The sequence below is a fragment of the Methanothermococcus okinawensis IH1 genome (assembly GCF_000179575.2).
In the GTDB taxonomy this organism is placed as follows: domain Archaea; phylum AGJL01; class Methanococci; order Methanococcales; family Methanococcaceae; genus Methanofervidicoccus; species Methanofervidicoccus okinawensis.
In genome coordinates this window covers 527,845-549,976 of record NC_015636.1, presented here as the reverse complement: position 1 = coordinate 549,976, position 22,132 = coordinate 527,845, and the positions used below count along the sequence as shown (strand labels likewise).

Genomic DNA, 22,132 nt, shown 5'->3' with positions numbered 1-22,132 from the left:
AACTTGAAGTTCTTAAAGAATATAGTTATGGAAGATAATCCATTGGATGACGATACGCAGAATCTTTCCGATGTAGATAAAGAACTTTTGGAGTTAATAAATGAATCAAAAGTTCGAATAACAGTAGTAGGATGCGGCGGTGCAGGAAACAATGCCATAAACAGGCTTACGATTGAAGGAATAAAAGATGCAAAAACCATAGCAGTAAATACTGATGCTCAGCAGTTGATAAAAACAAAAGCCGATGAAAAGGTATTGATAGGTAAGAATCTTACAAGAGGTTTAGGTGCTGGTGGGGACCCAACTAAGGGTGAGGAATCGGCAAAAGAGAATGCAGAAGATATAAAAAAGGCACTTCAAGATTCTGATATGGTGTTCATTACATGCGGCTTAGGTGGAGGAACTGGAACTGGTTCAGCTCCAATCGTAGCAGAAATATCACGAAAAATGGGAGCATTAACTGTTGCAGTAGTTACACTACCATTTTCAATGGAAGGAAAAGTTAGAATGGACAATGCCATTACTGGATTAAATAAATTGAGAGAGGTAGCAGATACAATTGTAATCATTCCAAATGATAAATTATTGGAGATAGTTCCAAACATGCCTTTAAGGACAGCATTTAAAGTTGCAGATGAAATTTTAATGAATTCGGTAAAAGGTATGATAGATTTAGTTCAGAATGTTGGGGATATACATGTGGATTTCGCAGATGTAAGGGCTGTAATGTGTAATGGCGGTATAGCAATGATAGGAATTGGTGAGAGCGATTCTGAGAAAAGGGCAAAAGAAGCCATAAACATGGCTCTAAATAGTCCATTATTATGCGTTGATGTGGAGGGTGCTTCTGGTGCATTAATACATGTGACGGGTCCTGAGGATATGAGTCTTGAAGAGGCAAAAGAAATAGTTTCAACAGTTTCCGAAAGATTAGACGATAATGCAAAGATAATTTGGGGAACAACCATTGACGAAAATTCTGAAAATACATTGAGGGTATTGCTTATAATTACTGGAACAAAATCTTCTGGAATATGTCCATTTAATACTCCAAAAGGCTCTAAGAAAGTATTTATTGACCTTCCAAGGATTTAAAATATATATAAATGTATAGCTATATATTAATATATAAAATATGTAGCGACATATAGAGGCGATATTGTGGTTAGAGATAAGAAGAATAATCTTAATGATAATAGCACCAATACAAAAATAAATGCTAAAATTAACGATTTAAAATCATTTCTAAATCAATGTAAAAGGGTATTAATGATTTCAAGAAAACCCACAAGGGACGAATTTTTGAATGTATCCAAGGTTACAGGTCTTGGAATATGTCTTCTTGGTGCTATTGGTTTTGTAATACATGTGCCAATTACTTATTTAAAAGGGCTACTAAAACCATAAGATATATATAATATATTAAACATTTTTTTATAAAATTTTAGTTTTTTTAACATATATATTCTTTTTAATATATTTATGTCTAAAATTAATAACTTAAATTAATAACTTAAAATTGTTTATTAATTATTTATTAATTTATTAATTATTTTTAATTATTTTATTCTATTTTGAAAGTATTTATTTAATACTTATTTAATACTTATAAAATGAAGGTTTTAATCTATATCTAATTTTTATTATAATTTGGTGATGTATATGATTTTTGCCATTAGAACTACGACAGGTCAGGAAAAAAATGTTGCAGAGTTTTTAGCCTCGAGGGCTGAAAAAGAAAAGATTGATATATATTCTATATTGGCAACGGAGGATTTAAAAGGATATATCCTTGTAGAAGCTCCTAATAAAGGGGCAGTAGAAGATTTAGTAAGAAAAACATTTAAAGTAAAGGGCATAGTTCCAGGAGAAATTTCAATTGATGAGTTAGAACATTTGTTATCTCCAACAAAGATAATAGAAAGTATCGATAAAGGTGATGTGGTAGAACTTGTTGCAGGACCATTTAAAGGTGAGAAGGCAATAGTTACAAGAGTGGATAAACATAAAGAAGAGATAACATTAGAGTTAATGGAGGCCGCAGTGCCTATACCTATAACTGTTGGAATTGAACAGGTTAAAATTGTGTCTAAAAATCAGTAATCATAATATTATTATATAGTATTATATAGATGTATAGTAAATAGATGTATAGTAAGTTTTAAATACAGATATATATAATATGATTAAAAAGTTTAATTAAAAAGTTAATAAGATTAGATAAACACGATGTAAATTTGAGGTGAATATAATGGCTACTGAAATAGTTGAAATATTGGTAACTGGTGGAAAGGCAACAGCAGGACCACCACTAGGTCCAGCAATCGGACCCCTTGGTGTAAATATTATGAATGTTGTTAAAGAAATAAACAGCAAAACAAAAGACTATGAAGGAATGAGTGTTCCAGTAAAAGTAATTGTAAATACCGATGATAAGTCCTTTGAAGTGGAAGTAGGTATTCCTCCAACATCGGCCCTTATTAAAAAAGAATTGGGACTTGATAAAGGTTCAACAGAACCAAAACACAAAATAGTAGGCAATCTATCAATGGAACAGGCTGTTAAAATAGCAAAAATGAAAAAGGATTCAATGCTGTCCTATGACTTAAAAAATGCCACAAAAGAAGTAATAGGCACCTGTGTTTCAGTTGGTGTAACTGTTGATGGTAAAGACCCTAAGGAAGTTCATAAATTAATAGATGATGGAGAATACGATGAGTCATTCAATGAATAATAAAAAATAAAATAATAGAGTAGATAGAATTAATAAAAAATAAATTATAAATTTTTAAATATAACATAATTAACTTAATACTATTTTATTTAATTCTTTTTAACACTCGCAAGAGCTCCGATAAATTCATCAATATGTTCTTTTTTAACATGCGGCATTAATATTATTCTCAGAGCTCCTACACATTTACATATGGAAACATACCATCCTATTTGTCGGAGTTTTAAACAGGTTTCTGATGGATTATCATCCTTTAAAGCTACGATATTTAGGACTGGGTTAATAACTGGTTCAAATCCATATTCCTTTGCTTTTTTTACTAAATAATGTGTATTATCCATACATTTAGATACTATATTTTTATATCCTTCTTTTCCCAATAATTTCATTACTCCCCATGCCGAAGCCACACCAATTCCTGTTCTTGTTCCAATTAATGTAGCTTGATGAGTATCTGTTAAATATGGAGCTTCAACATCTAAGTATTTCTTAAATGAACTATCTCTAAAAATTATCCCACCAGCAGGAATTGGTGCAAGTCCCATTTTGTGCGGGTCTATTGTAATAGAAGATACGGCATTTAGTGAAAAATCAAATTCATAATTGTAATTGTCCATTTTATATTTTTCCTCTAAAAATGGTATTACAAATCCACCAAATGCGGCATCTACATGAAGATATATTTTATTTTCCTCAGCGATTTTTGAAATTTCCTTTATATTGTCAATAGTTCCCAATTCTGTGCATCCAGCAATTGCTACAATCCCATCTATTTTTTTATTATCATTTTTATTATTGTCTTCAATGTAATCTTTAATATATTTTACATCCATGGTGTAGCAATTTGTTAAAGGTGGTTTTATATATTCCAAATCCATCATTTCTCTTGCCTTTTCAAATGAAAAATGTGCAGTTTCAGGAACTATTACCTTAGGTAATCTTTCCTTTTTTATTGAAAGGTTTTTTATTATCCTCATGGCGGTAATATTTGCCTCTGTTCCACCAGAAATTATATAGCCAAATGGATTATCATTATTTAAAAAATTCCCCATCATGTGTATTACTTCATCTTCTATTTTTTTTGTTCCTTTGAATAATCCTGGGTCTCCCAAGTTAGTTTCAAAGAACATTTCGCTTATTTTTCTTGAAATGGGATGGGGTTTTGTGCACATAGAACCTAATATTCTACCATCCTCATATTTTAAATCCATTTCTCTATATTTTTTCAATGCCTCTAAAACTTCTTTTTCATCCATAATCATATTTTGCCTTTTTAATTTTTTAAATAAATAATTAAATAAAAATTAAAATATAAAATAAAAAGAAAGTAAATATAGAAATATAGAAAGTAGCTATAATTTAGATAAACTGCTATAATAAAATTAATAATTCTTTTCAAATTCAATCATGGCACTTAATACCTTTTCATCATCAAATGGTTTTCCTTGAATCTGTAATCCAACAGGTATGCCGTTTATATCTCCGCATTTAACAACTCCTGCACACATACCGCATATATTTGTAGGAACTGTCAAAACATCGTAGGCATACATCTCCATTGGGGTGAGCTCCTCTCCTATTTTATGTGGAAGTTTTGGAACTGTTGGTGATGCAATAACATCGACTTCCTTAAATAGTTTTAACATCTCCATTTTCATTAATCTTCTAGCCTGTAATGCTTTTTTGTAATATTTTCCACTGAACTCTTTCTCACTTATATGTTTTCCGATTAATATTCTTCTTAAAACCTCTTCGCCACATACCTCTTCTATTGGATAACCATATCTTCTACCATCGTATTTTCTTGTTGCTGAGAAGAACTCCACATAGTTTATTAAATAGTAGGTTGGAAGTGCTAAATCTGTGTAGTTATAGTTTAATTCTACAATTTTACATCCAAGGTCTTTAAATACTTCAATGCCTTCTTCTATTTTATTTCTTATTTTTTCATCGCTAACATCCATAAATTCTTTTACAATCCCGATTTTATAATTTTCTATATTCTTTTTCTCGAATTTTGGAGTATCCACTGTTGTGCTGTCTGAAATATCCAATCCTTTGATTACATTTGTTAAAACAAAAGCATCCTCTGCATTTTTTGTTAAAGGTCCAATTTGGTCAAAACTCATAGCAAGGTCGCATAACCCTTGTCTGCTCACTACACCGTATGATGGTTTAAATCCAACTACTCCACAGTGAGATGCAGGGTTTCTTATACTTCCTCCTGTATCGCTTCCAAGTGCCATATCGCATAAATCAGCAGCTACTGCGGCGGCACTTCCAGAACTACTACCTCCTGGAATTCTATCCTCTGCATTTGGGTTTTTTGTGGCACCATAATAGGATGTTTCACCACTGCTTCCACATGCAAACTCATCCATGTTAGTCATTCCAATTACAAGCCCCCCCTGTGATTTTATTTTTTTAACCACTGTGGCATCGTAGGAGCTCACATAGTTTTCAAGGGTTTTTGAGGCACAGGATATTGTATATCCATTAACATTTATATTTGATTTAATAGCAATTAATTTTCCATAAAGGGGTTTGTTTTTTAATTTTTCATTTTTTTCTAATTCTTCTGCTTCTTTTAACACTCTATCTTTATTTATTTGAACATATGCATTTATATTCGATTTTTCTATTTTTTCAAGATATTCATGAGCTCTATCAACAATCATCCTTTCATCACCATAAACTTTAAAATTATATTATAATAAGATAAGATTAAGTTATATAAAAATATCCATTATAATCCATTCCCCTATAAATCAATAAAAAATTATAGGGTATTATACAATATATTTGATTAATTAATATTATAAATAAACTAAAAAGAAATATCCAAAAAAATATATATAAAAGATATAAAAAAGGAAAATATACATTAAATGCCCCATAACATATCTAATTAATCATTATAATCATTGGAGTATTTTTTACCTATATTGACATTTTTGCTCGCAATACTTGTGATATAGGCATTTAAGCCCCCTGCAAGTGCCACTATTTTTCTACTATCATGGAATATTTTTTCGCTGAATCGTTTTTCGTCATCTCTCGCTTCCATGGCATATTTAACAACTTTGTTTTTCAAATATTCTGCATGGTCATCTATATAGTGTGTAGATATATTTCCTTTGATAAAATCAGGTTCTTCCACAACGGCCTTATGAAATGGAATATTGGTAATTACACCAAGAATCATATATTCCGATAACGCCCTTTTCATTCTTGCTATTGCCTCGTTTCTATCCCTTCCGTATGCTATAAGTTTGGATATAAGGGAATCATAGTATGGAGGGATTTCTGCACCACCATAAACCCCACTATCCAGTCTTATCCCTGGACCACCTGGTGACCTGTAATGTTTTATTTTTCCAGGAGATGGTATAAAGTCATTTACTGCATCCTCTGCATTTATTCTACATTCTATGGCATGACCTCTAATTTCTACATCCTCCTGGGTAAATGAGAGTTTCTCCCCTGCTGCTATTTTTATCTGCTCTTTTACAATATCACAGCCTGTAATGATTTCGGTGATTGGGTGCTCCACCTGAACCCTCGTGTTCATCTCTAAGAAATAAAATTCCCCATTATTATATAAAAATTCCACAGTTCCAGCACTATGGTAATTAATAGCCTTTGCAGCTTTTACTGCGGCTTCCCCCATCTTAACCCTTAATTCTTCCGTCATTATTGGAGCAGGTGCTTCTTCAATTAATTTTTGATGCCTTCTTTGGATTGAACATTCTCTATCCCCTAAATGAACCACATTTCCATATTTATCTGCTAAAATCTGGATTTCAATATGCCTTGGCTTTTCCAAATATTTTTCAATAAATACTGTGGAATCCCCAAATGCACTTTGGGCTATTGACTTTGTGGATTCAATAGTTTCTATGAGCTCCTGTTTATTGTATGCTACGCCCATACCCATACCTCCACCACCAGCGGAGGCTTTGATTATAACAGGATATCCTATTTCCTCTGCAACCTCTATTACTTCGTTGGGGTCTTCTATTGGGTCTTCTCTACCAGGTAAAACAGGAACACCGGCATTTTTCATTATTCTCTTTGCATTTATCTTACTGCCCATGGATTCTATTGCTTCCACAGGAGGACCTATGAACACTATCCCCCTATCTTCACAAGCTTTGGCGAATTTTGGATTTTCCGATAAAAACCCATATCCTGGGTGTATAGCATCCACTCCTGTTTTTTCTGCAACTGTCATAATTCGTTCTATATTTAAATAGCTTTTTGAAGCCTGTGGAGGACCTATACAATAACATTCATCGGCAAGGGTAGTATATAGTGAATGTTCATCAGCTTCGGAATATACTGCAACAGTTTTTATTCCGAGCTCCTGACATGCCCTTATAACTCTAACGGCAATTTCGCCTCTGTTGGCTATTAACACTTTTTTAAACATGATAATCCCCATGCTTATTATTTTTTATTTTTATTTATGCCATAAATAAAAGGTATTAATATAATTTAATAATTATTTATTACTTATTCTTAAATTTTTATTTTTATTTTTAATTTATATTAATTTTATTTATTTAATTTATTTTTTAATTTATTTAATTATTTTAGTAATTTATTTAATTATTTTAGTTTAGTTTTTATTTATTCTATTTTTTTCGTTTTATTTTTTTTAATTATTTTAATTATTTAGTTATTTATTTAATTATCATAAGTATATCTCCTACATTAACGGATTGTCCTTCATGAACAATTATTTTTTCAACCTTTCCATCAACGGGACTTTCAACAGGGTTTTCCATCTTCATGGCTTCTAATATAACAATTACATCGCCTTGTTTTACTTCATCTCCTTCTTTGACTTTTATCTTAGTAATCATTCCCCTAAATGGACATGTTATTGCCCCTTCTGTTTCTGCGGTGAATTTCTCTTTTTTCTTCTTCATTTCAGTTCCATATTTTGGATTAACCTTAACTTCGTATTCTTCCCCATCGACTTCAATAATATATTCTGTTGGAATTTCCATGAATTTAGATACTTCTTCCTCCTCGGGTATTACCTCAGCTTCCAATTCTCCCCTTAGAAACTTGACTGCAATCTGTGGGTAAAGTGCATAGGTTAAGATATCTTCTTCTTTTGATACTATGCCTTTTTTCTCAGCTTCTTCTTTTGCCTTTTCATATTCTGGTTTTAACAAATCAGCAGGTCTGCATGTAATAGGTTTTTCGCCATCTTGGAGGACTCTCTTCATGAGCTCCTTACTAATTGGTGCAGGTGGTTTTCCGTAATAGCCTTTTACATAATTTGCAACTTCATTTGTGATTATTTTGTATCTCTCTTCGGTTAAAACATTCATTACAGCCTGAGTTCCTACAATCTGGGATGATGGTGTTACCAATGGTGGATACCCTAAATCCTTTCTAACATTTGGGATTTCTTTAAGCACATCCTCAAATTTATCAAGGGCTCCTTGCTCTTTTAACTGTGAAACAAGGTTTGAAAGCATACCTCCCGGGACTTGATATAATAGAATTCTTGTATCCACTCTTTCAGATATTGGATTTATTAAATACTTGTATTTTTCTCTTATTTTATCAAAATAATCTCTAATTTCGTTTAACAATTCCATATCCAATTTTGTATCAAATTTAGTTCCTTTTAAGGCTGCCACAATACTTTCAACTGGTGGCTGTGCTGTTCCCATGGATAAAGGAGACATTGCACAGTCCAATATATCAACACCAGCCTCAATTGCTGCCAAATATGTAAGTGGAGCAAGCCCACTTGTGCAGTGGCTGTGAAGATTTATTGGAACTGAAACTTCTTCTTTTAATCGCTTTATAAGTATTTTTGATTCATAAGGTTTTAAAAGCCCAGCCATGTCTTTTATAGCAATAGAATCACATCCAAGTTCTTCAAACTTTTTTGCAAGATTTACAAACTGTTCTATTGTATGGACTGGACTTGTGGTATAACATATAGCACCTTGAACATGAGCTCCGCATTTTTTTGCAACTTTTATTGGAACTTCTACATTTCTTATATCATTTAAGGCGTCAAATATTCTAAATATTTCTATCCCATTTTCGTAGGATTTTTGGACAAATTTTTCTACAATATCATCAGGATAATGTCTATATCCCACCAAGTTCTGCCCTCTTAAAAGCATCTGCAAAGGGGTATTTTGAATCCGCTTTCTCAGAGATTTTAATCTTTCCCAAGGGTCTTCATTTAAATATCTAATACAGGCATCAAATGTGGCTCCGCCCCATACTTCCATTGAAAAAAAGCCTACTTCATCCATTTTCTCTGCAATTGGTATCATATCTTCAGTTCTTAATCTTGTAGCTATTAAGGACTGGTGTGCATCTCTAAAAGTGGTATCTGTTATCTTTACCATAATATCCCTCTTACATTTGTAAAAAAAGTATATGTGTGATATATTGATAAATAAAGTAAATTATCAAAATCAATACCTATAAATTTTAATTATTTTTTCCTTATGTAAATATATCTCAATCATATTTATATTTTTTCAAAAAAATAGATATGTCTATGAATGAGATGATATAAATAAGATAATATATAATAAGTCAATTAATATAATGTCACTAGGGGGTTTTTTATATAATAAAGATACACGGATTTAGATAAATAAAATATGATAATATAATGACAATATATGTTATATATAACATATTATACATAAAGTATAATGTTAATTACATATTTAAATTAATAAATATATGATAATAAACATATAAACCTTTAAATCAATAAAATATTATTTATATTAAAAGTTCAACCTCGCTTCGCTTCGGTTGGAACCTAAAAATTAGTATAAATAATATATTTAAATAAAATGCTCCAGCCGGGATTTGAACCCGAGTCGCGGGCTCGAAAGGCCCGCATGATTGGCCGGACTACACCACTGGAGCAATAGCAATAAAAGAGATTATTATATATCTAAAAAAAGATTATATAACAATAAAAAACTGCTTTAATCAAAACTATATTAGCGGACCCGGAGGGATTTGAACCCCCGATCCCCGGCTTAGAAGGCCGGTGCCGTATCCAGACTAGGCCACGGGCCCTCATTAACTTACCAGAACATACTCTAAGATGGATATTCTAATATATAAACTTTTCGTTTAATTATATATTTATATATTTTATAAATAAATATTATAAATAGATTATAGTCATTTTAAAAATCAAAAAATAAGGGGATATTTTGAAATTAAGATATATAGAATGTTATATTCCAAAACACATTTTTTCAGGCACGGATAAAATTTTGGAAGATTGTGGGGATGTTGTATGGTATAATGTGGAAGAGATAAATAGTAATGTAATTATAAAGATACTAACAACCTTAAAAAACACCGAACTAATATTGGATAAATTAAACAAAGAATATGGGGGTTCCAAGTTTAGAATTATTGTTTTTGAACCTAAAAGCACAATTCCTGAAATAGTGGAAAAAATAGAAAAAGAAGAAATAGAAGAAAAAGAAACAACTGATAAAAATCTAAATGTTATAAAAGCACCTATAAAAAAGAATATTCAAGAATTGGAGAGGTTAAGTCGTCAAGAAATACAAGATAAAGTATCAGAGATGATATATGCTCCAAAAGAATATTATTTAATGCTAATATTATCAACAATTGTTGCAGCAATAGGCATATGGAAAAATGATGTCGCACTTATTATAGCATCCATGATTATAGCACCACTTTTAAGTCCAAATATTTCATTATCCTTTTCCATGGTGGTTGCTGACAAACAACTGGCAAAAAAATCTCTAAAAAATTTGCTTTTAGGTGTTGGATTGGTGATATTACTTTCAGTTTTCTTAGGACATTTTCTTCCATTATCCTTAAAAAATCCACAAATAGTATCGAGAATGAATTTAGGAATAACCGATATAATAATAGCTTTATGTGCAGGTATTGTTGGTGCTTTATCCACGGTTTCAGGTATATCATCTGTTGTTGTAGGAGTGATGATAGCAGTTGCATTATTACCTCCTTTGGTGGCTTTTGGACTGACATTTGGAGCAGGATACTTTGTTGAGTCTATTCCAATATTGGTTTTATTTTTAATAAATGTCATCTGCGTAAATTTAGCTTCAAGTGTTATTTTTGCATTGTATGGTATTTCGCCATATAAATGGTGGAAAAAAGAAGAAGCGAAAAAATTAACGATTTTTGCAATATTGACATGGGTTATTCTTTTGATTATTGCAGTTATTTTGGTATATTTTGGGATTTAATGAATTTAGCTTGTATTTTGTTTTATACATTATACTGATATTAATCAAGATAAAAAAATAAATATATGGTGAAAGATATAACAAATAATTATAATATAATAATATCATAACTTAATTTTTTAAAAAAGGGGTGTTATTATGATAATAAGAAATCCCGCTGTTGCAGGTGCATTTTATCCAGCAGAACCCAATAATTTAATTGAAATGATAGAATATTGTTATTTGCATAAAATAGGTCCTGGAACCCTTCCTTCAAAGGGGGTGTTTAAAAAACCTGTTGGGGTAGTTTGTCCTCATGCAGGTTATATATATTCTGGACCAGTTGCAGCACATTCTTATAATGCCATTTCAAAAAAAACAGACGGCACTATAACTGCTGTAATTATAGGTCCAAATCATACGGGCTTAGGTTCGGGAGTTTCTACAATGAAGGGTATATGGAGAACTCCATTGGGTAATATGAGCTCCGATGATGAATTTATTGATAGACTTTGGAATGAATGTGATATACTTGATTTGGATGAAACTGCCCATATTAGAGAACACTCCATAGAAGTTCAACTTCCATTTTTGCAACATCTTGAACTTCTAAATGCTGTGAAGTTTAAAATTGTTCCTATATGTATGATGATGCAGGATTATGAAACTGCTGTGGAAATTGGATATTTTATAGCAAAAATATCAAAAGAACTAAATAGACGAGTTGTTGTTATAGCGTCAAGTGATTTTACGCATTATGAACCACAAGAAATAGCTTCAAAAAAGGATGCAATAGTGATAAAAGATATATTAAATATGAATGAAAAGGAATTATACGCCGATGTAATTAACAATAACATTACAATGTGTGGGTATGGTCCAGTTATAGCCATGATTAAGGCAATGAAAGAGTTAAATGCTAAAAATTCAAGATTATTGGCTTATTCCACATCAGGGGATATTACAGGGAATTATTCATCAGTAGTTGGTTATGGTTCTTTGTTGATTGAGTAACATATTTAGTAAATATAAAAAATTAAGATAAATAAAAATAAAAAATATAAAATAAATAGACTAAAATTTAATTAAACTATATATTACTATAAAATAATTAAAATCAAACAAAAGATTAAAAATGGATAAAATAAGGTATAAAATTATAGTAAATAATATATTTTTCCGTTTTTATGTGGGAGGCATATTATATTAAAAATATGTTCTTTTTAATATTAATTTAAAATTTAAATAATTGATAAAATTAATTTATATTTCCTCTGTATTTTTATATTTTTATATTTTTATATGACTTATATTATTATTTACATTTATTGCAAAATTTGATTTATGAAAATTAGAATATATATAATTTAAAATATACATTCCCTTAGAATTCTATAAATATTATATATATGATATATACTATATCTATAAAAATTACATTTAAAATTATATTGGGTGAAATTATGAGAAAAGATTTTCCAGATGAAGGAGAAATTGTTATAGGAACTGTTATCGATGTTAAACCATTTGGTGCATTTGTAGAATTATTGGAATACCCTAAAAAAGAAGGAATGGTGCATATTTCAGAGGTATCTTCTGGATGGGTTAAAAATATAAGGGATTTTGTTAAAAAAGGACAGCGTGTAGTGGCAAAAGTAATGAGGGTAAATAAAAGAAAGGGACAGATAGACCTTTCATTAAAAAGAGTTACAGACCAGCAAAGAAAGGCAAAGGTTCAAGAATGGAAGAGACTTCAAAGGGCAGAAAAACTACTCGAATTTGCAGGAGCAAAACTTGGAAAATCCCTTGAAGAGTCTTGGGAAGAAGTTGGGCATCCTTTGGAAGAAGAATTTGGAGAGCTCTATGAGGCATTGGAATATATCATCATAGAAGGCAAGGATGTATTAACAGAACTTGGAATTTCAGAAGAGTGGGCAAATGCATTGTATGAAGTGGCAAAGGAAAATATTGAGCTAACAAATGTTAAAGTAGATGGTATTTTAACATTAACAACTACTGAGCCAAATGGCATTAAGGTAATTAAAAATGCACTTAGAAAGGCTTTAAAGGCTAATCCCTATGAGGATGTTAAGGTAGATATAAGATATATCGGAGCTCCGAAATATAGGATAGAAATTCTATCTCCTGATTATAAAAGTGGTGAAGAGGTATTGAAAACTGTTGCAAATACTGCCATAGACTATATTAAAAAATATAAAGGTGGAGAAGGTAGTTTTGTTAGAGAAAGTAATTAAAAAATAAATAACTAAAAAAATTAAAGATAAGGCGATATTTTGCGTATGAGAAAATGTCCAAAATGTGGAAAATATACATTAAAGGATTTTTGCAATAAATGCAACGAAAAAACTATTACTGTTAAACCCCCCAAATATTCAATAGAGGATAAATATGGAAAATATAGGAGAATGTTAAAAAAATCCTCATCACTATAATAATTTTATTCTTATATCCTTAGAACATTTAAAATCGCTATTAGATATTGCATATATATGTGAAAGTATGGATAGCAGTGTTTTAATAAAAAGATGCAATGAAGTTTTGGAGGAATTGTTAAAATTTAGGGAGGAAATGTGCCTGAGATTTCTAAAAAATTTATCCTTAGATGACACCACATATAAAGAATTGGTAGTATTGTTAAACAAAAATTTAGAGATTTTAGAAGATTTAAAAGAAAAAATGGAGTTGCAAGGATTTGATACACCATTTATCGGCGTTGGGAAATTAAAAGGCAGTGATGAAAGCGATATTTATGAGATAAAGACTTATTCCACATATCTTAGAAGAATGGTTGATGAAAAAAAAGGAGCTCTGGAGCGTGTAAAGTACGCCATAATATCCCATAAGATAGCATTGGGACACTTACAAGATGCTTCTGGAAATAAAAGAATAATTTATTTTTTGCCTTATGATGGTTCCCACAAGGGATTGTTGTTGAATATGCCGCCCCTTTTTGTAAATACCTATAAAAAACTTTTAAATGTTTTTGAATCCGAGGGAAGAGGAGTTTTAAGTTCTATAACTATGACTTTAATCATAATGAAAGATGGAAAAAGAAAATTTAAACGAGTTAAAATAGAAGATGAAGATTATGAGGGATATATCCGAAAAAATTATGGTGATGCCTTAATAACTTCTTTGAAAAAAAATTATTCTAAAAATAAATTGTTAAATGATAGCTATGTTAAAAAAACTCTTGCATTAGTTTATCTTATGGCATATAAAGATGAAATAGAAGCAGAAATAGAAAAAAAATTAAAAAAACTACTGTCTACTCACCAGAGGGGATTAATTACTAAATATAAAAATGTTATGGTAGATTTTGATGCAGATGAAGTCGAAGAGGGGATAATTGATGTTAGAGTTCTGGATGAGTTAAAAATAAAAAAATTAAAGATGAAAGAAGAAATGGAAAAATTAGGACTTTACAAGCATGGGAGACCAATAGAAGAACTTAAGATATCACTTGATGTAGAAAAAGCAATTTCAGAGGAATTATGTTTTAAAATTCCGATAAAACATTTTTCACAGGATTTGTTTAGATATTATTTATACAATACACCGGATGAACGAGCTCGCTCAAATATGTTTCCTTCAATACTTATTACACCCTCAAAGGTTAATTTAAAATGGATGGTAGTTGAAGGAATAGATGCTCTGGAAGTTCTCGATTTAAAATTTTTGCTTGAAAGAGAATTGCCAAAATATAACATACCACTAAAAAATATTGGTGGAGTGGCATTGTATTTAATACATGATGATTGGAATATCGTTCAAAATTTTAACTATAAAAAAGAAGATATTGAAGAAATTTTAAAAAGCATTGCTCCAATTGATAATTTAAAATCAGTTTTGAAAAATAAAGGAATAAATATTGATAAACTGGAAAAATACAATAAAATCAAAAAAGATAGGACAAAAAAATTCTTGGATGCCCTTGGAAAACTATAAAATCCGTGAGACTATGATTAATCCCATAATACTAATTTTATCTGTCTTATTTGATAGGGTATATGGTGAGCTCCCAGAGAAAATCCACCCCGTTGTGTGGATTGGAAATATTATCTATTTTTTTGAAAAATTGTTTAAATCATCCTATTCAAAAAATAAGATTAAGGATTTTGTTTTTGGAATTTTAATTACATTATTGGTTATAATTATTGTTTTTGCAGTTGTTTATGTCATTGAAATGCTCATAGATAATTTAGGTAATATTTTAAATGATAATAATATTTCCAAAAGTATAAAATATATATTATACTCTTTTTTACTTTCAACGACAATTGGCTATAAATCACTTTTGAGTTTTTCAAAAAAACCAATCGACTATTTAAAAAATAATGATTTAGAAAATGCAAGAACCGCTGTTCAATGTATTGTGAGCAGAGATGCGTCAAAGTTGGATAAAGAACATATATTATCGGCATCAATTGAAAGTGCGTCGGAAAATATCACCGATAGCATTATAGCTCCACTATTTTACGCTACATTATTTGGCCTTCCCGGTGCATTTATATACAGAGCTGTAAATACCATGGATGCCATGATGGGGTATAGAAATGAAAAATATGAATACTACGGAAAGTTTGCAGCTCGTTTAGATGATTTGCTTAATTTTATCCCCTCCCGTATTGCAGGATTACTGTTAATTATTTCTGCACCGCTATACGGTGGAAGTATAAAAAGAGCACTACATGGATTTTTAAAGGAAGGGCACAAAACACCATCTCCAAACTCTGGATATACCATGGCTACACTATCTCATGGATTAAATATGACTCTTGAAAAAATAGGATACTATAAATTAGGAACAGGTAAAATAAATATTGATAAGGCATACAATTCTTTAAAAGCAATAGATGTTGTTATAGTCATGTTTTTAATTATTTATTTGATTATCTATTATTCGCTTAAATAAATAATAATTAAAAAATAGATAAAATAAAATAAATAATACATAAAATTAAAAATAATAAAATAAAAATAATTAAAATAAAAATAATTAAAATAAAAAAGTAAATAAGAAATTATGATTATTTACTTATAACTCTTGTAATTTTGTATCTTCCAACAGCTTCGAAGTATTCTACTTCAACACCACTTTCTAATCCTTCTACATCATCAGGCATTGGAATTTCTAAGGTTTCATAGGTTTCTAAATCCATAATTTGAACTTGGTCTCCCATAATTGCTAAAACTTGTCCTTTTCTTTTGTCAATAATTGGGACCTCTATTTTATGCCTTGTAGGTCCTACTACTTCTTTTTTAACAGGTTCAAATATACCTATTGCTGTAATTCTTGCTTTTGCTTCTCCATGTTTTCCTGGTTTGGATATTGCAATATTTACTATTCTACATGGCACATCGTCTATCATTATATATTGGCCTTCTTTTAAAGAACCCATAGTAGCTTGTTTTGTTCCTGCCAAAATAATCACCTGTTTTTATTTTTAACCTTTAAATTTGTTTTTATTTTTAAGTTTTAATTTTGCATTATTTATTATTTATCTTTAAAATAGGTCTCGTATCTAATTAGATATATTTAATATATAAATATTTCTTTAAACTCTCTAAAATTAATATTTAAATAATTATTGAATTTAATTATTGGTATTGTTTGATAATTACAATAAATTAGCAACTTCTTTTGCCCAATATGTAATTATGAAATCTGCTCCTGCTCTTTTTATACAGTATAGTGCTTCCATAATTGCTTCTTCTCTGTTTAACCATCCATTTTGAGCAGCAGCCTCAATCATAGAATATTCTCCACTTACACAGTATCCTCCAACTGGCACATTGAAGTTTTCCTTAGCCATCTTTAAAATATCCAAATAAGGAAGTGCAGGTTTTACCAATACCATGTCTGCTCCTTCATTAATATCCAATTCAATTTCTCTCAGAGCCTCCCTTGAATTTCCATAATCCATTTGGTAGGTTTTCCTATCTTTTATGGATGATTTAGGTGAGCTCTCTGCGGCATCCCTAAATGGTCCATAAAATGAGGAAGCATATTTTGCAGCATAACTCATAATAGCTACATCTTTATAATCATTTTCCTCTAAAACACTTCTTATCCTCCCAACTCTTCCATCCATCATATCCGATGGAGCAACTACATCAACTCCACTCTCAGCATAGGATAAGGCTATCTTTGAAAGTATTTCAAGGGTTTCATCATTTAAAACCTTGTTATCTTTAATTAAACCGCAATGCCCATGGGAAGTATATTCACATAAACAGGTATCGGCTATAATTAGGAGCTCATCCCCGAGCTCATCTTTTATCTTTCTTATGGATTTTTGAATTACTCCATTTTTATCGTATGCCGAGGATGCAATTTCATCTTTGTATCGTGGAATCCCAAATAATATTACCGCAGGAATGCCTAAATCTGCTATCTCTTTACATTCTTCAACAACACCATCTATACTAAACCTATATTGATTTGGCATTGAAGGAATTTCTTTTTTATCTCCTGCATTTAGGTTTTCATCAATAAAAAGAGGCATTATTAAATCGTTTTTTGTTAAAACCGTTTCTCTAACTAAATCTCTTATTTTTTGATTTGCTCTTAATCTTCTTGGTCGTATTATCATAATATCTCCATATTTTCATATTATATATACGTTTAAATATATTTATCCATATATCTTTATTGCAGTTATTAGTTTAGTATTACTTTATTACTTTTTAACTATCGTTATATATTATTACATATTATTATATTAGTTATCATTAAATTATTATTATGTCATCTTTATATAGTTTATATAATTGGGATATTATGAAATCGAAATTTGCAACATTTGTATCTTATATATTTCCATTTTTGTTGGTAATCACATTAATAATTGCTATAAATAATATAATTGAATTAATAATGTTGGCTGTTGTTCCCTGCATAATATGGTTAATATCTGCAAAATTAAGTGGTCAAAACTGGGATATTGAAGATAGAAACCATAGGCTAATTCCGTTAATTATATTAACAATTTATGGGGTGGTTATAAGCTTTATTTTCAATGATTTATTCTCCAAGGCATTTTTAATAAATATTATATTTATATTAATAATTACATTATTTTGGAAAATTAGTATGCATTGTTATGGATTATCCACATTGATAATGTTGTTGATGTATTTACTAAAATATACAAATAACAACTATTACTTAATAATATCCTTGATAATAAGTTATAGCGTATTTTTGATATTGACAATATGGTCTCGTTTATATCTAAAAAAACATACAGTTTTGCAGGTTGTTATTGGAACATTTTCTGGTTTTTTAGTAAATTTAATTATGCTAAAATTTGTATAGTTATATTTTATAAAATATTAAATTCTAAGTTAAATAAAATAAATAAAAAATAAAATATATAATTTTAGCAAATAATAAGTTAATGAATTAATTCATGGTGATATTTTGAGATTGGAAACCCCCATTTCAAAGGATATTGTAAAAAAATTGAAGGTTGGAGATATTGTTTATTTAAATGGAACGATATATACCGGTAGAGATGAGGCCCACATAACCATTATAGAGGAATACATAAAGAAGAATAAAAAAAATAAGAATAATAATATTAGCGGTAAAACTATTAATGATATTGTAAAAAAATTGAAAAATGGTGTTATTTATCATGCAGGACCTATAATGAAAAAGGAAAATAATAAATGGAAATGCGTGGCAATAGGTCCAACAACATCGGCAAGGATGAATGATATAGAAGCAGAATTTATTAAAATAACAAATATATCTGCAATAGTGGGTAAAGGAGGGATGAAAACAGAATTATTGAAAACATTTGAAAAATATGGGGTAGTTTATCTTGCAGCTCCTGGGGGATGTGCCGCATTACTTGCGAGTTCCATAGTTGATGTAAAGGATGTTTATTATCCTGAGCTCGGGATGCCCGAGGCTATATGGGAGCTCGAAGTTAAAGATTTTGGACCATTAATGGTTGCAATGGATTCAAATGGAAATAGTATATATAAAAAAGTTAATAATGAAGTTTTAAAAAATTTAAATACTTTAAAATCAAAAATAAGCAATAACTGTGAGTAAATAATATGTAAATAGCAAGTAATATAAATATAATACTAAGATTTTAAAATATGATAACTATTATATATATCATCAAAGAAAGATAGTTATAATAAATAATAATATTAGGAGGGGAAATATGGATAAATGGACTTTAAAGTATAAAACAAAGTGTTATAATTGTGGAGAGGTGGCTGACCAGATAATTGAGATATATCCCAATCAGGCATTTGTAAAGTGCTCTAATTGTGGAGCTACAAGATATTATATTTTAAAAAAGGTATGGGTAGATTCGGATAATATTATAGAAATTGAAAAAAATAAAAAAGGAAAATATGATAACTGGGTTTTAGAAAAGGATGTGGAGTGTTATAACTGTGGAAAATATGCTCCCCAAGATATATTAATTACAGATTCTGGCATGTATGTGAGATGTAGAAATTGTGGATTTACAAGGTATTATACATTCCACATGATGGATGTAGGCCATTAATATATTATATATGGTAGTGCATCTATTTGCACAAAATCAAAACCTTTATATAGAAGTTCTAAGGTATATTATAATTAATTAATAAATCTAAAAAATAATATTTATTAATATTTTATAATTTAATTTTAGAATATAAATTTAAATATAAATAACTGATATATGATTATTATAATTATTACATATATCTATAATATCGGGGTGATATTTATGGTTGAATTAATAGTAGCAGAAGCATATCAAGGGGATGTGGGTAAAGGAATCGTTAGAATAGACCCTATCACCATGGAAAAATTAGGTCTAAAATCCGGAGATGTAGTAGAAATTGAAGGTAAATCAAAGGCCTATGCAACTGTATGGAGAGGTTACTTGGAAGACCAAGGAAAAAATATTATAAGAATGGATGGAATATTAAGACAGAATGCAAAGGCAGGAATTGGAGATAAGGTCAAAGTAAAAAAGGCAGAAGTTAAAGATGCCACTAAAATCGTACTTGCTCCTATGCAGGCAGTAAGATTTAGTGGGGGATTTGAAGACTATGTAAAAAGTAGATTGGCAGGACAAGTAGTAAGCAAGGGTTCAAGGGTTGTAATTGGAGTTTTAGGAACAGCATTTCCATTTATAGTTGTTGGAACTACTCCAAAAGGTGCTGTTAAAATAACAGAATATACAACTGTTGAATTGAAAACAGAACCAGTGTCAGAACTAAAAGAAACTAAAATACCTGATATCTCCTATGAAGATATTGGTGGTTTAAGGGAAGAAGTTAAGAAAATTAGGGAAATGGTAGAACTTCCAATGAGATATCCTGAATTATTCGATAAATTAGGTATTGAACCACCAAAAGGAGTTTTGCTTGCTGGGCCTCCTGGAACTGGTAAAACATTACTTGCCAAAGCTGTTGCAAATGAGGCTGGGGCAAACTTTTACACCATAAATGGTCCAGAAATAATGAGTAAATATGTTGGAGAAACCGAAGAAAATTTAAGAAAGATATTTGAAGAAGCTGAGGAAGAATCTCCATCGATAGTATTCATCGACGAAATAGATGCAATAGCTCCAAAAAGAGATGAAGCATCGGGAGAAGTTGAAAGGAGAATGGTAGCTCAGCTTCTGACACTTATGGATGGTCTTGAAAGTAGAGGACAGGTTGTAGTAATTGCCGCAACAAACAGACCAGATGCATTAGACCCTGCATTGAGAAGACCTGGAAGATTTGACAGAGAAATTACCATTGGAGTTCCAGACAGAAAAGGAAGGAAAGAAATTCTTCAAATACATACAAGAAATATGCCTCTTGCAGAAGATGTTGATTTGGACTACTTAGCAGATGTTACACACGGATTTGTTGGTGCAGATTTGGCAGCACTATGTAAAGAAGCTGCAATGAAAACCCTTAGAAGATTACTTCCAGATATTGATTTGGAGAAAGAGGAGATACCTAAGGAAATTTTAGATAAAATTGAAGTAACGATGCAGGACTTTAAAGAGGCGTTGAAGGAAGTTGAGCCATCTGCATTAAGGGAAGTTCTTGTTGAGGTTCCAAATGTAAAATGGGATGATATTGGGGGATTGGAAGAAGTAAAACAGGACTTAAAAGAAGCCGTTGAATGGCCGTTAAAATATAAAGAAGTATTTGAAAAGATGGGAATTAGACCTCCTAAGGGAGTTTTACTGTTTGGACCTCCTGGAACTGGTAAAACATTACTTGCCAAGGCTGTTGCAAATGAATCACAGGCAAACTTTATAAGTGTAAAAGGACCTGAAATATTCTCTAAATGGGTTGGAGAAAGTGAAAAGGCAATAAGAGAAATATTTAGAAAGGCAAGACAAGCTGCACCAACTGTGGTATTCTTTGATGAGATAGACAGTATTGCTCCAAGAAGGGGCTCAGATATTGGTGGAAGCGGTGTAGCTGAGAAGGTAGTTAATCAGCTATTGACGGAGCTCGATGGTCTTGAAGAACCTAAGGATGTTGTGATAATTGCCGCAACAAACAGACCAGATATACTTGACCCTGCATTGCTGAGACCTGGAAGACTTGATAGAATAGTATTAGTCCCAGTTCCTGATAAAAAGGCAAGGTATGAGATATTAAAAGTCCATACCAAAAAAATGCCTCTTGCAGAAGATGTCGATTTGAAGAAACTTGCAGAAAAAACAGAAGGCTACACAGGAGCAGATTTAGAGGCAGTATGTAGGGAAGCTGCAATGATAGCACTTAGGGAGAATTTAAAAGCCGAAAAAGTTGAGTTAAGACACTTTGAAGAAGCACTGAAAAAAGTAAGACCATCAGTTAAAAAAGAAGAAATGAACCTCTATAAAAAGTTAGCAGAGGAATATGGAAGAAGTCCCGAAGCTGAAACTCATTCAAAAAAAAGAGGAATATTCTGGATACCATAGATAAATAAAATAAATTTATTTCTTTTTTGGTTTTTATTATTCTTTAATTTATTATAATATTCCATCTATTTTTTTATATTATTATTTATTATTTATTTATTTTAGTTTATTATGCATATATTCTGTAAGATAATTTTATTGTAATAATAAATAATACAATAGAAGTCAAAATGAAATTTTGAAGTTTTTGACTC

The 22,132-nt window shown here is 30.5% G+C and carries 20 protein-coding genes and 2 tRNA genes; 14 read left to right on the top strand and 8 right to left on the bottom strand.

Annotated features, from left to right (window positions below; all coding sequences use genetic code 11):
• Window positions 1-3: 3 nt before the first annotated feature.
• From ftsZ to METOK_RS02695, 4 genes are all read left to right on the top strand, one after another.
• On the top strand, window positions 4-1,095 hold the full coding sequence (gene ftsZ / locus METOK_RS02710; protein WP_013866709.1) for a cell division protein FtsZ: 1,092 nt from the start codon (window positions 4-6) through the stop codon (window positions 1,093-1,095).
• Between the two features lie 66 nt (window positions 1,096-1,161).
• On the top strand, window positions 1,162-1,407 hold the full coding sequence (locus tag METOK_RS02705) for a protein translocase SEC61 complex subunit gamma (protein WP_013866708.1): 246 nt from the start codon (window positions 1,162-1,164) through the stop codon (window positions 1,405-1,407).
• A gap of 255 nt (window positions 1,408-1,662) precedes the next feature.
• On the top strand, window positions 1,663-2,103 hold the full coding sequence (locus tag METOK_RS02700; RefSeq protein ID WP_013866707.1) for a transcription elongation factor Spt5: 441 nt from the start codon (window positions 1,663-1,665) through the stop codon (window positions 2,101-2,103).
• A gap of 148 nt (window positions 2,104-2,251) precedes the next feature.
• Window positions 2,252-2,734 (top strand): 50S ribosomal protein L11, encoded by a 483-nt coding sequence (locus METOK_RS02695; protein WP_013866706.1) that lies wholly within the window; start codon window positions 2,252-2,254, stop codon window positions 2,732-2,734.
• An 89-nt stretch (window positions 2,735-2,823) separates the two neighbouring features.
• On the opposite strand, the gene mfnA is transcribed toward METOK_RS02695, so the two are convergent.
• The 6 genes from mfnA to METOK_RS02665 form a co-directional block, all read right to left on the bottom strand.
• Window positions 2,824-3,990 (bottom strand): tyrosine decarboxylase MfnA, encoded by a 1,167-nt coding sequence (gene mfnA, locus METOK_RS02690; RefSeq protein WP_048058012.1) that lies wholly within the window; start codon window positions 3,988-3,990, stop codon window positions 2,824-2,826.
• A gap of 126 nt (window positions 3,991-4,116) precedes the next feature.
• The gene (gene gatA / locus METOK_RS02685) at window positions 4,117-5,412 is read right to left on the bottom strand and encodes an Asp-tRNA(Asn)/Glu-tRNA(Gln) amidotransferase subunit GatA (protein ID WP_013866704.1); all 1,296 of its coding nucleotides are present in this window, start codon (window positions 5,410-5,412) and stop codon (window positions 4,117-4,119) included.
• Between the two features lie 230 nt (window positions 5,413-5,642).
• Entirely contained in the window at window positions 5,643-7,166 is a 1,524-nt protein-coding gene (locus tag METOK_RS02680; protein ID WP_013866703.1) for an acetyl-CoA carboxylase biotin carboxylase subunit, read from the bottom strand.
• A 253-nt stretch (window positions 7,167-7,419) separates the two neighbouring features.
• Window positions 7,420-9,123, bottom strand: coding sequence for a sodium-extruding oxaloacetate decarboxylase subunit alpha (gene oadA, locus METOK_RS02675; protein WP_013866702.1), 1,704 nt, complete (start codon window positions 9,121-9,123; stop codon window positions 7,420-7,422).
• Between the two features lie 463 nt (window positions 9,124-9,586).
• Window positions 9,587-9,661, bottom strand: a tRNA-Glu gene (locus METOK_RS02670).
• A gap of 81 nt (window positions 9,662-9,742) precedes the next feature.
• Window positions 9,743-9,817: transfer RNA gene (locus METOK_RS02665), tRNA-Arg, on the bottom strand.
• Window positions 9,818-9,957: 140 nt separating this feature from the next.
• Between METOK_RS02665 and METOK_RS02660 the strand changes: the two genes are divergently transcribed.
• The 6 genes from METOK_RS02660 to cbiB all read left to right on the top strand — a co-directional run bounded on the left by METOK_RS02660 (window position 9,958) and on the right by cbiB (window position 15,913).
• Window positions 9,958-10,998, top strand: coding sequence for a TIGR00341 family protein (locus tag METOK_RS02660; RefSeq protein ID WP_013866701.1), 1,041 nt, complete (start codon window positions 9,958-9,960; stop codon window positions 10,996-10,998).
• 141 nt (window positions 10,999-11,139) lie between these two features.
• Window positions 11,140-11,991, top strand: a complete 852-nt coding sequence (locus tag METOK_RS02655; RefSeq protein ID WP_048058011.1) for an MEMO1 family protein — start codon at window positions 11,140-11,142, stop codon at window positions 11,989-11,991.
• A 449-nt stretch (window positions 11,992-12,440) separates the two neighbouring features.
• Window positions 12,441-13,232 carry a translation initiation factor IF-2 subunit alpha gene (locus tag METOK_RS02650; RefSeq protein ID WP_048057851.1) on the top strand — a complete coding sequence of 264 codons (792 nt, stop codon included), beginning with the start codon at window positions 12,441-12,443 and terminating at the stop codon, window positions 13,230-13,232.
• Window positions 13,233-13,271: 39 nt separating this feature from the next.
• Entirely contained in the window at window positions 13,272-13,430 is a 159-nt protein-coding gene (locus tag METOK_RS02645) for an RNA-protein complex protein Nop10 (RefSeq protein ID WP_048057850.1), read from the top strand.
• 67 nt (window positions 13,431-13,497) lie between these two features.
• Complete coding sequence (locus METOK_RS02640; RefSeq protein ID WP_013866697.1) at window positions 13,498-14,946, top strand: DUF530 family protein; 1,449 nt, start codon at window positions 13,498-13,500, stop codon at window positions 14,944-14,946.
• A 13-nt stretch (window positions 14,947-14,959) separates the two neighbouring features.
• Window positions 14,960-15,913: an adenosylcobinamide-phosphate synthase CbiB gene (gene cbiB / locus METOK_RS02635; RefSeq protein ID WP_048057849.1), complete on the top strand. Its 954-nt coding sequence runs from the start codon at window positions 14,960-14,962 to the stop codon at window positions 15,911-15,913.
• 115 nt (window positions 15,914-16,028) lie between these two features.
• Here cbiB and METOK_RS02630 read toward each other — a convergent pair whose 3' ends face one another.
• Window positions 16,029-16,424 (bottom strand): translation initiation factor IF-5A, encoded by a 396-nt coding sequence (locus METOK_RS02630; RefSeq protein ID WP_013866695.1) that lies wholly within the window; start codon window positions 16,422-16,424, stop codon window positions 16,029-16,031.
• A 195-nt stretch (window positions 16,425-16,619) separates the two neighbouring features.
• Window positions 16,620-17,594, bottom strand: a complete 975-nt coding sequence (gene hemB, locus METOK_RS02625; RefSeq protein WP_013866694.1) for a porphobilinogen synthase — start codon at window positions 17,592-17,594, stop codon at window positions 16,620-16,622.
• Between the two features lie 188 nt (window positions 17,595-17,782).
• On the opposite strand from hemB, the gene METOK_RS02620 reads away from it, so the two are divergent.
• The 4 genes from METOK_RS02620 to METOK_RS02605 all read left to right on the top strand — a co-directional run bounded on the left by METOK_RS02620 (window position 17,783) and on the right by METOK_RS02605 (window position 21,938).
• Window positions 17,783-18,319 (top strand): phosphoesterase PA-phosphatase, encoded by a 537-nt coding sequence (locus METOK_RS02620; RefSeq protein ID WP_157198872.1) that lies wholly within the window; start codon window positions 17,783-17,785, stop codon window positions 18,317-18,319.
• Window positions 18,320-18,424: 105 nt separating this feature from the next.
• Entirely contained in the window at window positions 18,425-19,066 is a 642-nt protein-coding gene (locus METOK_RS02615; protein ID WP_013866692.1) for a FumA C-terminus/TtdB family hydratase beta subunit, read from the top strand.
• Between the two features lie 118 nt (window positions 19,067-19,184).
• Window positions 19,185-19,538: a hypothetical protein gene (locus METOK_RS02610; RefSeq protein WP_013866691.1), complete on the top strand. Its 354-nt coding sequence runs from the start codon at window positions 19,185-19,187 to the stop codon at window positions 19,536-19,538.
• Window positions 19,539-19,745: 207 nt separating this feature from the next.
• Complete coding sequence (locus METOK_RS02605) at window positions 19,746-21,938, top strand: CDC48 family AAA ATPase (protein WP_048057848.1); 2,193 nt, start codon at window positions 19,746-19,748, stop codon at window positions 21,936-21,938.
• Window positions 21,939-22,132 lie beyond the last annotated feature (194 nt).

What these genes read in the sequence shown, in the direction of transcription:
- METOK_RS02700 (WP_013866707.1), top strand. Translation starts at nt 1,663, where the DNA reads ATGATTTTTGCCATTAGAACTACGACAGGTCAGGAAAAAAATGTTGCA.
- METOK_RS02695 (WP_013866706.1), top strand. Translation starts at nt 2,252, where the DNA reads ATGGCTACTGAAATAGTTGAAATATTGGTAACTGGTGGAAAGGCAACA.
- mfnA (WP_048058012.1), bottom strand. Translation starts at nt 3,990, where the DNA reads ATGGATGAAAAAGAAGTTTTAGAGGCATTGAAAAAATATAGAGAAATG.
- gatA (WP_013866704.1), bottom strand. Translation starts at nt 5,412, where the DNA reads ATGATTGTTGATAGAGCTCATGAATATCTTGAAAAAATAGAAAAATCG.
- METOK_RS02680 (WP_013866703.1), bottom strand. Translation starts at nt 7,166, where the DNA reads ATGTTTAAAAAAGTGTTAATAGCCAACAGAGGCGAAATTGCCGTTAGA.
- oadA (WP_013866702.1), bottom strand. Translation starts at nt 9,123, where the DNA reads ATGGTAAAGATAACAGATACCACTTTTAGAGATGCACACCAGTCCTTA.
- METOK_RS02650 (WP_048057851.1), top strand. Translation starts at nt 12,441, where the DNA reads ATGAGAAAAGATTTTCCAGATGAAGGAGAAATTGTTATAGGAACTGTT.
- METOK_RS02640 (WP_013866697.1), top strand. Translation starts at nt 13,498, where the DNA reads ATGGATAGCAGTGTTTTAATAAAAAGATGCAATGAAGTTTTGGAGGAA.
- cbiB (WP_048057849.1), top strand. Translation starts at nt 14,960, where the DNA reads ATGATTAATCCCATAATACTAATTTTATCTGTCTTATTTGATAGGGTA.
- hemB (WP_013866694.1), bottom strand. Translation starts at nt 17,594, where the DNA reads ATGATAATACGACCAAGAAGATTAAGAGCAAATCAAAAAATAAGAGAT.
- METOK_RS02620 (WP_157198872.1), top strand. Translation starts at nt 17,783, where the DNA reads ATGAAATCGAAATTTGCAACATTTGTATCTTATATATTTCCATTTTTG.
- METOK_RS02610 (WP_013866691.1), top strand. Translation starts at nt 19,185, where the DNA reads ATGGATAAATGGACTTTAAAGTATAAAACAAAGTGTTATAATTGTGGA.
- METOK_RS02605 (WP_048057848.1), top strand. Translation starts at nt 19,746, where the DNA reads ATGGTTGAATTAATAGTAGCAGAAGCATATCAAGGGGATGTGGGTAAA.